We start from the raw sequence: 12,051 nt of genomic DNA on the forward strand, positions 1-12,051 counted from the left end.
GGCTCAGATCGCCATCGCCGAACGGACCACGGACTCCGCGCCCGCACCGCCTTCGCCGGACGACGTGATCCGGCCCGATTCCAGCACGTAATAGCGCTGGGCGGCCTGCAAGGCGAAGCCGATGTGCTGTTCCACCAGTAGCACACTCAGCCCGCCGCGCCGGGTGAGATCGATGATGGTGCGTTCGATCTCCGCGACCACCGACGGCTGGATGCCCTCGGTCGGCTCATCCAGGATGAGCAGTTTCGGTTCGGTGATCAACGCCCTGGCAATGGCGAGCTGCTGACGTTGGCCGCCCGACAGCAGCCCGGCCTTGCGGGTGAGCAGTTCGCGCAGCGCGGGGAACAGGTCGAGCGATTCGTCGATCAGCGCCTTGCCGCGCTTGCGGCCGTCGGCCACCACCTGAAGGTTCTCCGCTGTGGTCAGCTGTGGAAAACTCTGCTGCCCCTGCGGAACGTAGGCGATCCCGCGGCGCACCCGGCGCGAGGGCGAAAGTGACGTGATCACCTCACCATTGAACGTGATGCTGCCGGATTTGCAGGTCAGCAGGCCGACGGCGGTGCGGAGCAGGGTGGTCTTGCCCGCTCCGTTGTGTCCCATGACGGCGACGACGCTGTCGTCGGGCACGGTCAGGGAGACGCCGTGGATCACTTCGGTCCGGCCGTAACCGGAATGGATATCAGCCAATTCGAGCATCGGCGCTCTCCTCGTCGTTCGATTCGGCGGCGGTGCCGAGGTAGACCTGCTGCACCTTGGGATCGGCCTGCACCTGTTCCACGGTGCCTTCGCTCAACACCCGGCCGCCGGCGAGCACCGTCACCGAGGTGGCGAAGGCGCGCATGAAATCCATGTCGTGCTCGACCACGACCACGACGCGCTCACCGCCGATGCGCCGCAACAGGTTTCCGGTCTCCTCACGCTCCTCGGCGCTCATGCCCGCGACCGGCTCGTCCAGCAGCAGCACCGACGCGTTCTGCACCAGCAGCATGCCGATCTCGAGCCACTGCTTCTGGCCGTGCGCGAGCACACCGGCGGGCTGATCGCGCAGCGCGCCGAGGCCGGTGATCTCGAGCGCCTCCTCGATGCTGGGCAGCACCGATTTGCGCCGCCGCAGCAGGGTGAGCGCGGAACGTCCGGCACCCGCGGCGATATCGAGATTCTGCACGACACTCAGCTGCTCGAAAACGCTCGCGGTCTGGAAGGTGCGCCCGACGCCGAGCCGCGCGATCTGATGCACCTTCTTGCCGAGCAGCTCCACGCCCGATTTCTGCGCCGACCCGGTGGCCGGGGTGAGGCCGGTGATGGCGTCGATCAGGGTGGTCTTGCCCGCGCCGTTGGGTCCGATGAGGAAACGCAGATCGCCCTGCAACACCGTCAGATCGACCTCGGTGACGGCCTTGAAGCCGTCGAAACTCACCGACAGGCCGCGAACTTCGAGGTATTCGCTGGACATGCCCGCGTTGCCACCGAGCTTGGGTTCGTGATCGCTCATCGCGTGTGCACCTTTTCTTCGGTCCGCACCGGCAAGGGTTCGGCGGCCGGCTGCGCCGGTGGTGCGCTGTCGCGGGGCTTCGGTCTGCGTTCGGCGATCACGCGGCGCAGCGTCGGCCACAGTCCGGCCAGCCCGGCCGGCACGAACCCGACCACCACGATGAACAGCACGCCTTGCAGGTAGGTCCAGCCGGACGGGAACTGCTCCGACAGCGCCGTCTGCGCCCACGCCACCCCGATCGCGCCGAGCACCGGGCCGAGCAAGGTGGTGCGGCCGCCGATGGCGACGCCGATCAAGAACGCGATCGACGGCACGACCCCGATATCGGCCGGTGAGATGATGCCGACGATCGGCGTGAACAGCGCGCCCGCGATCCCGGCGAAGAACGCCGCGACCACATACGCGACGATCTTCACGTTGGCCGGGTCGTATCCGAGGAAACGCACCCGCTCCTCCTGATCGCGCACCGCCACCAGCAGCTCCCCGTATCGGCTGTGCATGAGCTGACGCACCACCGCGACCACCGCGAGCAAGGTGCCCGCCGCGATGAAGAACAGCATCTGCCGGTTGACCGGATCGGTGAGCTTGAAACCGAAGAAGGCCCGGAAATCCGAGAGCCCGGTGAATCCGCCGATGGTCTGCTGACCGGTGAGCAGAATCGCCAGCGCCGCCGCCAGCGCCTGACTCAGAATGGCGAAGTACGCGCCCTTGACCCGGCGCTTGAACACGCCGTAACCGAGCGCCGCGGCGACCAGGGCGGGCAGTACGAGAATGGCGATGATCGCCACCGGCGCCGACGCGAACGGCTGCCAATACGCGGGCAGCTCCCGGATCCCGGAGATCTCCATGAAATCCGGCACATCGTTGCCGAGCCGCGCCGCATCCGCCATCTGCAGATGCATCGCCATGATGTAGGCGCCGAGACCGAAGAACACCCCCTGGCCGAGGGTGAGCATTCCGCCACGCCCCCAGGCCAATCCGATGCCTGCGGCCACGATGGCGAAGCACAGGAATTTCGCGAGCAGATTCAACCGGAAATCGCTGAGCACGGCGGGCGCCACTGCGAACAACAAGATCGCGGCCAGGGCGAATCCGCCCCACACGCGGACCGAGGGATTCGCGAACCAGCGCGCTGCGGTGGTCATGCCAGGCTCCTTGTCCGTACCGTGAACAGGCCCTGCGGGCGGACCTGCAAAAAGATCACGATGATCACGAAGACGATCACCTTGGCGATCGAGGCGGTCGTCGAATACTCGATGAACGAATTGAGCAGCCCGAGCGCGAACGCGGCGATCACCGTGCCCTTGATCTGGCCGAGCCCGCCGATCACCACCACCAGGAACGCATCGATCACATAGCTCTGACCGATGGTGGGGCTTGTGGAACCGATCAACGTGAGCGCCACACCAGCGACACCGGCCAGCCCGGAACCGATGAAGAAGGTGCTGATATCGGTGAAACGTGAAGAAACACCGCTGGTTTCGGCGAGATCGCGGTTCTGCACCACCGCCCGGATCCGCCGGCCCAGCGGCGTCGTCTTCAACACGATCGCCAGCGCCGTCACCGCGACCACGGCGAGCACCAGGATGAAGATTCTGGTCTTGGGCACCACGGCATCCAGGATCGTGACACCACCGCTCAACCACTCCGGGACCAGCACATTCTTGGCCGGCGCCCCGAAGATGTCGCGAGCCAGCTGCTGCAACACCAGGCCGACACCGAAGGTGACCAGCAGCGTGTCCAGCGGACGGTGATACATCCAGCGGATCAATCCCATCTCCAGCGCCGCCCCCAACGCGCCGCCGACCAGGAATCCGACCAGCAACGACACCAGTAGCGACACCCCGGCCGACGACACCACCTGCTGGACAACGTAGGTGGTGTAACAACCGGCCATGATGAACTCGCCGTGCGCCATATTGATCACGCCCATCTGACCGAAGGTCAGCGCGAGCCCGAGCGCGGCGAGCAACAGGATCGACCCGAGGCTCAACCCCGTGAAGAGCTGGCCTACAACGACTTCCATCCAAACTCCGTATCTTCTTGCCGCTGGCGCGGCGTGTTCGCGGCCCACGGGCCGCGAACCGGGCTACTCGGGGTCGCCCGTAGCGTGGCCGGCCCTGTGGTCCTGTTCTCGGCGGGGCGTCTGATGCTGGTCGGGTGGTTCGCGGCCCCCTCATGGGTCCTGGCAACCCGTGGCGGGGATGCTTCGTCGCATCCGGCTCGTGAGCTGCCGGACCAGGCCGCGAACCGCGGTCGTCCAGAACCTGCCGCGGCGGTCGGCATCCGCCGCGGCAGCCGGGCTTACTTCAGTCCCTCGGCCCAGGGGTAGGTGTCGAGGTAGGGGTCGGGTGCGATGGGCTGCCCGGAATCCCAGACCGTGTAGATGAGGCCGTCCGCGCGAATTTCGCCGATCCGTGCGGTCTTGGTGATGTGGTGGTTGCTGCCGTCGATGGTCACCAGGCCCTCGGGTGCTTCGAAACTCACGCCGTCGGCGGCGGCTTGAATATCGGCCACCGCGAAGGAATTCGCCTTTTCCACCGTGTTCTTCCACAGGTACACCGAGGCGTAGGCCGCTTCCATCGGATCGGAGGTGGGCTTGTCGGCGCCGAAGGCGGCCTTGTAGGCGTCGACGAAGGCCTTGTTCTGCGGGGTGTCCACGGTCTGGTAGTAATTCCAGGCGGTGAGCTGGCCCGCGATGTGCTGCGCGCCGATACCGGCCACCTCCTCCTCGGCGATCGACACCGACACCACCGGCATATCGGCCGCGGTCAGGCCCGCGTTGGTGTACTCGCGGAAGAAGGCGACATTGGAATCACCATTGAGGGTGTTGAACACCGCGTCGGCATCGGCGCTGCGCACCTTGTTGATGATCGTGGAGAAATCGGTGGAGCCGAGCGGGGTGTAATCCTCACCCTTGATCTCGATACCGTTGGCCGATGCGTACGCCTTGATCTCACGGTTGGCGGTCTGCGGGAACACGTAGTCGCTGCCGACCAGGTACAGCGATTTCACGCCCTTCTGCTTCAGATAGTCCAGGGCGGGCACGATCTGCTGATTGGTGGTCGCGCCGGTGTAGAAGATGTTCTTGCTGTCCTCCAGACCCTCGTACTGAACGGGGTAGTACAGCAGCGAATTCAGGCTTTCGAACTTGGGTTTCATCGCCTTACGGCTCGACGAGGTCCAACCGCCGAATACCGCGGCCACACAGTCGGAGCTGATGAGCTTTTCCGCCTTCTCGGCGAAGGTCTTCGGGTCCGAGGCACCGTCTTCGAGGACCAGCTCGATCCGCTTACCCAGCACACCGCCCGCGGCATTGATCTGGTCGACGGCCAGCTTGGTCGAATTGGCAACGGTCACCTCGCTGATGGCCATCGTGCCCGACAGCGAATGCAGCGAACCGATCTTGATCGTGTCCTTGGCGGTGTCGACACAGGAGACGGCGTTCGAGCCGTCCGCGGCGGCGTCGTCCCTGGCGCCGCAGGCGGTCAGCAGCACGCCGGCCAGCGCGAGCGCGGTCGGTACCGCGAGGGCCTTGACCGAACGCCGGGATCGGACGCTGCCGCGATGTCGGCGGAATCGGGAGGAATCGGACATGGGCGAACCCTTCTCACTCATCAGTTGTGGTGGCGGCACCGCATGGGTTCCGCACCGAATACCTGCGCGTTCGCCCCGGTCACGGCTGTCGACCGGGTTGTATACAGAGCCTGTATTCGTGCTGCGAAACGTTAGACAGAAGTTGTTGCGCCGGAATATCTCTCGATGACGAGTCGGTTTCCTGCGTTGCCGTGAGGTGAAACCTTGCGCACAAGCGTCCAGTACGGGGCGGTGAGGTCGGCGCGTGCTTACGGTTGCGTAGCTCGTGAGCGGTGCGGCACGCTTCGGTTCGTAGTAGTCACAAGCCGGAAGACCCTCACGGTCGGCTGACCGCGGGCGGTGAGTCGAGGAGGACGCGGTGGGGCATTACAAGGCGAACCTGCGCGATATCGAGTTCAACCTGTTCGAGGTGCTCGGACTGGACAAACTGCTCGACACCGGCGCCTACGGCGACCTGGATTCCGACACCGTCCGCGAGATCCTGGCCGAGGTCAAACGCCTCGCCGAGGGCCCGGTAGCGGAATCCTTCGCCGCCGCCGACCGCGACCCGGTGCGGTTCGTCCCCGCCGAGCACACCGTCACCGTGCCCGACGCGCTGCGCCGGACCCTGACCACGGTGCGCGAAGCCGACTGGAGCAGGCTCGGTCTGCCCGAGGGCATGGGCGGCACGCCCGCACCGTCGGCGCTGGTGTGGGCGGTCAACGAGATGATCACCTGCGCGAACCCGTCGGCCTCGTTCTTCAATATGGGCCCGGTGATGGCGGCGGTGCTCTACAACATCGGCACCGAACAGCAGCAACACTGGGCGACTCGCGGCTACGAGAAGGGCTGGCAGGGCACCATGGTGCTCACCGAACCCGATGCGGGCTCCGATGTGGGCGCCGGGCGGACCAAGGCCATCGCGCAGCCGGACGGCACCTGGCATATCGAGGGCGTGAAGCGGTTCATCTCCGGCGGCGACGTCGGCGATACCGCGGAGAACGTCTTCCATCTGGTGCTGGCGCGGCCCGAAGGCGCCGGGCCGGGCACCAAGGGCCTGTCGCTGTTCTACGTGCCCAAATTCCTGTTCGACCCGGAGACGCTGGAACTCGGCGAGCGCAACGGCGTGTTCGTCACCAATCTCGAACACAAGATGGGCCTGAAATCCTCGCCCACCTGCGAACTCACCTTCGGCGGCGAGGTGCCCGCCGTCGGCTGGCTGGTCGGCGAGGTGCACGACGGTATCGCGCAGATGTTCCAGGTGATCGAGAACGCGCGCATGATGGTCGGCGTCAAATCCAGTGGCACATTGTCGACCGGGTACCTGAACGCGCTGGCCTACGCCAAGGAGCGGGTGCAGGGTGCGGACCTGACCCAGATGACGGACAAGACCGCGCCGCGCGTCACCATCACCCATCACCCGGATGTGCGTCGCTCGCTGGCCATGCAGAAGGCCTACGCCGAGGGCCTGCGCGCGGTGTACCTCTACACCGCCGCACACCAGAACGCGGATGTGGCGCAGCTGGTCTCCGGGGCCGATGAGGAACTGGCGCACCGCGTCGACGATCTGCTGCTGCCGATCGTCAAGGGCGTCGGCTCCGAGCGCGCCTACCAGTACCTCACCGAATCGCTGCAGACCCTGGGCGGATCGGGCTATTTGCAGGATTACCCGATCGAGCAGTACATCCGCGACGCGAAGATCGACTCGCTCTACGAGGGCACCACCGCCATCCAGGCGCAGGACTTCTTCTTCCGCAAGATCGTGCGCGACAAGGGCTTGGCGATCGGCCATGTGACCGGCCAGATCAACGCTTTCCTCGACGCGAAGAGCGGCCGCTTCGAACCCGAACGCGAACGGCTGCGCACGGCCTTGGCCGATGTGCAGACCATGGCGGCCACGCTCACCGGCTACCTGATGGCTTCGCAGCAGGAGCCGAGTGAGATCTACAAGGTCGGGCTCGGTTCGGTGCGGTTCCTGCTGGCCGTCGGCGATCTACTCATCGGCTGGCGCCTGCTGGTCCAGGCCGAGATCGCCGCCGCAGCCCTCGCCGGTGAGGTGAGCGAGAAGGACCGTGCGTTCTACGCCGGAAAGGTCGGCGTGGCGACGTTCTTCGCCAGGAACGTGCTGCCCACGCTGACCTCGGTCAAGAACGTGATCGCGGCGCTGGATACCGACATCATGGCGCTGGACGAGGCGGCGTTCTGAGCGGGGGCCGGGCATCCGGATCTCCAGTGCCCGAAGTAGCCGGGCGTCCGAGTAGCCGGAAGGTCCGTACAGCGGGCGTTCGAACCGGCGGTGGATGCCGCCCGCTAGTCCGCCAGGAGTTTGAGGACGACGGGCCGCGATAGCGTCCCCGAGACCTGGCGGGCCAGCTGGTTGGCGCTGGTACCCGCGGCGTGGGCGTCGCGCAGGGCCGACGCCAGCTCGGCGCGCGCGGCTTCGACGGTGGCTTGGGCGGCGCGTAGGCGTTCGGCTGCCGCGTCGACGGGATCGGAACCGGAAACCTGGGGACCAGCGGTCGCCTGTTGCGTGCGGCCCGCTGCGCGGGAGCTCGCGCCGGGCGTATTCGCGGTGCAGTCCACGCGTCCGGATTCGGTTGCGGCTGATTCAGGGGCGGAGGGCGGCCGGGAATCGTTGGCGGTACCGGCCTGCGCCCCCTCTCTCGGGCTGGTCAAGACATTGACCGGCGAGCTCGGGTCATAGCGCAGGGCAGCGCGGGCGAAATCGGCCATGAACGCGCGGATGGTCGCGGTGTCGTCGGCGGCGTCGCCCAGTAGCAGCCGCGCGGTCTGCGGAAGAGTGTTGGCCCAGTTCGCCACTCCGCACAGGGCGATGAGCAGCAGGCCCGCGCGCTGCTGATCGACGCCGAATTGCTGTTGGGCGCGGTCGAATTTGCGTTCGTAGAAGTCGGCGCGCCAACCGTCGATATCGTGCGCGTCGGCACCGCGGTGCAGTGCCTCCCACAGCATCAGGCGCAACAGCTTCGGGTTGTCGTGGTGGTAGTCGAACAGCTTGGCGACGTAATCGCCGACCTCGGTGTCGGCCAGCGGCTGCACGGTCTCCATGAACTCGCGCAGGCTGTCGATCAGGATGACGTCGAAGAGCTTGTCCTTGCTGCCGAACAGCCCGTAGATGCGTTCCTTGTTGACGCCCGCCGCCTCGGCGATGCGGTCGACCCTTGCGCCGGCCAGCCCGTATTCGGCGAACTCGTCGCGGGCCGCGCGCAACAGAGCCTGCCTGGTGGCGTCGCTGCGTTTGGTGTTGGGCGTCATGGGCAAGACTTTACCATTCCATTAAACCAACTATTTGGTTGACGAATGGTCGATCGCGGACGTACGCTTCCTCGCATGGCATCGCCGACAGCCCCTCTCGCACTTCCCGATTCGATCCCGGCGCCCACCGCGCACGCTTCGACCGCCAAGACCCTCCCGGTCTTCGTCCTCTCCGCCCTGCTCGCCACGGGCCAGATGTATGTACCGATTCCCCTGTTCAGCGCCATGAAATCCGATTGGCACGTCGGAGCGGGTGTGATGACCTGGATCATCAGCGCGTTCGCGTTCGGCTACGCGGGCGGGTTCGTGCTCTTCGGGCCGCTGTCGGATCGGTTCGGTCATCGCCGGGTGCTGTTCACCGGCATGCTCACCGCCGCGGTGGTCACCCTCTTGACCGGTTTGGCCTTCAGTGCGTCGGTGGAGATCCCGCTTCGGGTTGTGCAGGGTTTGGTCGTCGGGTCGATTCCACCCGCGCTCATGGCCTATGTCGCCACCCGGATAGCACCCGGGCACCGGGCGGTGGTGACCATGTCGATGGCCACCTCGTTCCTCGCCGCGACCGTATTGGCACAGATCGTGTCGCAGGCGGTGGTCGGCTGGTTCCCGTGGCGCACCGTGTTCCTCGGCTCCGCCGCCGCGTTCGCCGTGCTCGCCTTCGCGCTGCGTTCGGTCATGCTCGACGACGCCCCCGCCGCCGCGAATCTGCCCCTGCGCCACAGCTACGCGGCCATCCCCGCGGTGCTGCGCATCCGGGCGCTGCTCCCGATGCTGATCGCGGGCGCCCTGAGCATGGCGGTCATGGTCGGGGTGTACACCGGCATCGAAATCGCGGGCTTGGTCCACGGATCCGGAGAACTGCTTGCCCTGCGGGCCGGCGCCCTCCCGGTCATGCTGGCCCTGCCGTTGCTGGCGATTCCGCTTGCCCGGCTCTCCCGGCACGCCCAGATCGTGCTCGGCGTACTGGTCGCCGCGGCCGCCATGATCGCCGCGGCCCTGGCCGGCACGGGCGTAGCCCTGCTGACGGTGCTGCTGGCCGTGCTCGTCGGCGGTCTCGGCGTCATCGCCCCCGCCGTCCTGCAATCGGCGGGCGAACTCGGCGGCGACGCTCGAGCGGCTGCCTCCTCGGTGGCCATGTTCAGCTTCTACGTCGGTGCCACCACCGGCCCCCTGGTCGCCGCCGCGGCCGCCCCGCACGGGTTCGCCGCACTGTCCTGGACCCTCGCCGCCCTACTGCTGCTCGCCTTGATCCTGACCCTCATGGCCCCCCGTCCATCCTCCGATTGATCCGGTTCGCCATCCTCCGATTGGTCCGGTTCGCCGCCAGAGTCACATGAGCCAGCGGTCTACTCGCGCCTCGCCTCGGCCCGTGTGACTCTCGGTCAACCGATAAAAGGGGGAGGCCATACGGTGGGCTCCGGCCATTACCCGAAGTGCCGGAATCTTAGATGAACACGACACGGACGCGATTTGGCATCCGTATGAAAATCGTCAAAACGGATACCGCACACTGGACGGCGTGACCGTTGAATTGCTGGTTCTGCTCATCGTCATCGTCACGGCACTCGTATTCGATTTCACCAACGGCTTCCACGACACCGCCAACGCGATGGCCACCTCGATCGCCACCGGGGCGCTGCGCCCACGGGTCGCGGTCGCGTTGTCGGCGCTGCTGAACCTGATCGGTGCGTTCCTGTCGGTGGCGGTCGCGGCGACAGTGGCCAAGGGAATCGTGCAACTCGACGCGGTGTCCGGGCACGACCTGCTGATCATCGTGTTCGCCGGACTGGTCGGCGGCATCCTGTGGAATCTGCTCACCTGGCTGTTCGGCCTGCCGTCGAGTTCCTCGCACGCCCTGTTCGGCGGTCTCATCGGCGCCACCCTGGCCGCGCTCGGCTGGAGCGGGGTCATCTGGGCCGACGGATCCAGCGGCGTGCTCGCCAAGATCGTCATCCCGGCGGTGCTCGCGCCGGTCATCGCGGCCCTGGTCTCCGCGGTGGGCACCTGGCTGGTGTACCGGATCACCCGCGGCGCCGAAGAAGGCAAGGTCAACGAGGGATTCCGCTGGGGTCAGGTGGGTTCGGCGTCGCTGGTCTCGCTGGCGCACGGCACCAACGACGCGCAGAAGACGATGGGCGTCATCTTCCTGGCGCTGGTCGCGCACGGCAGCCTCACCAAAGACGACGAGATGCCGCTGTGGGTGATGGCCGCCTGTGCCGTCGCGATCGCGGCCGGCACCTACCTCGGCGGCTGGCGCATCATCCGCACCCTCGGCAAGGGGCTGGTGGAAATCGACTCGCCGCAGGGCCTTGCGGCCGAATCGTCCTCGGCTGCGATCATCCTGACCTCGGCGCACTTCGGCCTGCCGCTGTCGACCACGCAGACCGCCACCGGCTCCATCCTCGGCACCGGACTCGGCAAGGGCGCCGAGGTGCGCTGGAGTGTGATGGGCCGCATGGTGGTGGCCTGGCTGCTGACGCTGCCCGCCGCCGGAATCATGGGCGCCATCTGCTGGGCCATCGCGCACTTCATCGGCGGCCTGCCCGGCGTGCTCGTGGTCTTCGCCCTGCTGATCGGCCTGGCCGGGCTGATCTACCTGCGGTCGCGGCGCAACCCCGTCGACACCACCAACGTCAACGAATGGCCGGGTGACGGCCCAGCGGCCGGCGGCGACGGATCCGTGGACACCGGCATCATCGAGGATGTGCGGCACGGCCCGGCGCCTGGCCCCGACACCGGCCACAATCGTTCGGCCCAGGTTTAGGAGCTCGCTGTGCACACTCTTGTCACGAATCTGAACTCGCTGTGGAAGGTCGTCGCGGCCGGTCTGGTGTTCGGCGCGGGGCTGCCGATGATTTTCGCGTTCGGGGTGCGGTTCTGGTCGGCCTCGGAGATCCGCGCCGACGGCGGGGTGATCCGGCGCAACTATCCGGCGCTCGCCGGGGCTCTGGTATGTCTGGGGTTGGTGATCGCCGCGGTGGTGGCGGGTGTGCTCTATACGGCCAAAGCGTTTCTCGCCGCCAGGTTCGGCATCCATCTGTTCGGCGAGTCCTGAAGGGCGTGCAGTGACCGATTCGACCCACCCCATCCAGTCCGAGCCGGAGCGGCCGAAGCTGCTCGGCCGGATCATCGGCTGGCTGCGCGCCGGCTACCCGCAGGGCGTGCCGCGCTCGGATTACGTCGCCCTGTTCGCCGTGCTGCACCGCCACCTCACCGACTACGAGGTGGCCGCCGTCGCGGAGGAGCTGGCGCGGGAGAACCCGGAGCGCGAGATCACCCTCGCCGATATCGAGGACGCGATCGCCCGCATCGCCAAGGAACAGCCCGCCCCGGACGACATCTCGCGAGTGGCCTCGCACCTGGCGGCCGGCGGCTGGCCGCTGGCCGAACCGCTCACCGAGCCCGATTGATGCCCCATGCCGCCCTTCCTGAACGCCATCATCGACTGGCTGCGCGCCGGTTACCCCGAGGGTGTGCCCGAATCGGACTACATCCCGCTGCTGGCGCTGCTGCGCCGCCGCCTCTCCGACGACGAGGTGCGCCAGATCGCCACCGAACTGCTGCGGTCCGGCGAGAACCCGGACCGCATCGACATCCAGGTGCTCATCACCAAGATCACCAACGAGATGCCGTCGGACACCGATGTGGAGCGCATCCAATCGCGGCTCGACCCGCCCACCTGGCCGGAACCCTGAACGCGCCCCTGGCAGCCC

12 protein-coding genes are annotated in these 12,051 nt (G+C 66.9%); 6 read left to right on the forward strand and 6 right to left on the reverse strand.

The window, feature by feature from the left end:
- Positions 1-3 precede the first annotated feature (3 nt).
- From urtE to urtA, 5 genes are all read right to left on the reverse strand, one after another.
- Positions 4-696: an urea ABC transporter ATP-binding subunit UrtE gene (gene urtE, locus AC5W7N_RS07265; protein ID WP_163810354.1), complete on the reverse strand. Its 693-nt coding sequence runs from the start codon at positions 694-696 to the stop codon at positions 4-6.
- Positions 680-1,492 carry an urea ABC transporter ATP-binding protein UrtD gene (gene urtD / locus AC5W7N_RS07270; RefSeq protein WP_495923436.1) on the reverse strand — a complete coding sequence of 271 codons (813 nt, stop codon included), beginning with the start codon at positions 1,490-1,492 and terminating at the stop codon, positions 680-682. Before urtD ends, urtE begins: the two co-directional genes overlap by 17 nt.
- Complete coding sequence (urtC, locus tag AC5W7N_RS07275) at positions 1,489-2,637, reverse strand: urea ABC transporter permease subunit UrtC (protein WP_163810350.1); 1,149 nt, start codon at positions 2,635-2,637, stop codon at positions 1,489-1,491. Before urtC ends, urtD begins: the two co-directional genes overlap by 4 nt.
- On the reverse strand, positions 2,634-3,518 hold the full coding sequence (urtB, locus tag AC5W7N_RS07280) for an urea ABC transporter permease subunit UrtB (protein WP_495923437.1): 885 nt from the start codon (positions 3,516-3,518) through the stop codon (positions 2,634-2,636). The genes urtC and urtB overlap by 4 nt, the downstream gene beginning before the upstream one ends.
- 278 nt (positions 3,519-3,796) lie before the next feature.
- Positions 3,797-5,089 (reverse strand): urea ABC transporter substrate-binding protein, encoded by a 1,293-nt coding sequence (urtA, locus tag AC5W7N_RS07285; protein ID WP_195020151.1) that lies wholly within the window; start codon positions 5,087-5,089, stop codon positions 3,797-3,799.
- Between the two features lie 358 nt (positions 5,090-5,447).
- Here urtA and AC5W7N_RS07290 point away from each other — a divergent pair, with 358 nt between their 5' ends.
- Positions 5,448-7,274 (forward strand): acyl-CoA dehydrogenase, encoded by a 1,827-nt coding sequence (locus AC5W7N_RS07290; protein WP_195020150.1) that lies wholly within the window; start codon positions 5,448-5,450, stop codon positions 7,272-7,274.
- A gap of 104 nt (positions 7,275-7,378) precedes the next feature.
- Here the strand turns inward: AC5W7N_RS07290 and AC5W7N_RS07295 are convergent, their stop codons facing one another.
- Positions 7,379-8,341: a TetR/AcrR family transcriptional regulator gene (locus AC5W7N_RS07295; RefSeq protein ID WP_228815169.1), complete on the reverse strand. Its 963-nt coding sequence runs from the start codon at positions 8,339-8,341 to the stop codon at positions 7,379-7,381.
- 75 nt (positions 8,342-8,416) lie between these two features.
- On the opposite strand from AC5W7N_RS07295, the gene AC5W7N_RS07300 reads away from it, so the two are divergent.
- The 5 genes from AC5W7N_RS07300 to AC5W7N_RS07320 all read left to right on the forward strand — a co-directional run bounded on the left by AC5W7N_RS07300 (position 8,417) and on the right by AC5W7N_RS07320 (position 12,033).
- Positions 8,417-9,625 (forward strand): MFS transporter, encoded by a 1,209-nt coding sequence (locus AC5W7N_RS07300; protein WP_195020148.1) that lies wholly within the window; start codon positions 8,417-8,419, stop codon positions 9,623-9,625.
- Positions 9,626-9,857: 232 nt separating this feature from the next.
- Entirely contained in the window at positions 9,858-11,102 is a 1,245-nt protein-coding gene (locus tag AC5W7N_RS07305) for an inorganic phosphate transporter (protein WP_280212090.1), read from the forward strand.
- Positions 11,103-11,111: 9 nt separating this feature from the next.
- Positions 11,112-11,393, forward strand: coding sequence for a hypothetical protein (locus tag AC5W7N_RS07310; protein WP_195020147.1), 282 nt, complete (start codon positions 11,112-11,114; stop codon positions 11,391-11,393).
- 10 nt (positions 11,394-11,403) lie between these two features.
- Positions 11,404-11,748, forward strand: a complete 345-nt coding sequence (locus AC5W7N_RS07315; RefSeq protein WP_280212087.1) for a DUF3349 domain-containing protein — start codon at positions 11,404-11,406, stop codon at positions 11,746-11,748.
- A gap of 6 nt (positions 11,749-11,754) precedes the next feature.
- Positions 11,755-12,033 (forward strand): DUF3349 domain-containing protein, encoded by a 279-nt coding sequence (locus tag AC5W7N_RS07320; RefSeq protein ID WP_036540677.1) that lies wholly within the window; start codon positions 11,755-11,757, stop codon positions 12,031-12,033.
- The last annotated feature ends 18 nt before the right edge of the window (positions 12,034-12,051 follow it).

It is taken from the genome of Nocardia sp. CDC519 (assembly GCF_059509835.1).

What these genes read in the sequence shown, in the direction of transcription:
- urtE (WP_163810354.1), bottom strand. Translation starts at nt 696, where the DNA reads ATGCTCGAATTGGCTGATATCCATTCCGGTTACGGCCGGACCGAAGTG.
- urtD (WP_495923436.1), bottom strand. Translation starts at nt 1,492, where the DNA reads ATGAGCGATCACGAACCCAAGCTCGGTGGCAACGCGGGCATGTCCAGC.
- urtC (WP_163810350.1), bottom strand. Translation starts at nt 2,637, where the DNA reads ATGACCACCGCAGCGCGCTGGTTCGCGAATCCCTCGGTCCGCGTGTGG.
- urtB (WP_495923437.1), bottom strand. Translation starts at nt 3,518, where the DNA reads ATGGAAGTCGTTGTAGGCCAGCTCTTCACGGGGTTGAGCCTCGGGTCG.
- urtA (WP_195020151.1), bottom strand. Translation starts at nt 5,089, where the DNA reads ATGTCCGATTCCTCCCGATTCCGCCGACATCGCGGCAGCGTCCGATCC.
- AC5W7N_RS07295 (WP_228815169.1), bottom strand. Translation starts at nt 8,341, where the DNA reads ATGACGCCCAACACCAAACGCAGCGACGCCACCAGGCAGGCTCTGTTG.
- AC5W7N_RS07300 (WP_195020148.1), top strand. Translation starts at nt 8,417, where the DNA reads ATGGCATCGCCGACAGCCCCTCTCGCACTTCCCGATTCGATCCCGGCG.
- AC5W7N_RS07320 (WP_036540677.1), top strand. Translation starts at nt 11,755, where the DNA reads ATGCCGCCCTTCCTGAACGCCATCATCGACTGGCTGCGCGCCGGTTAC.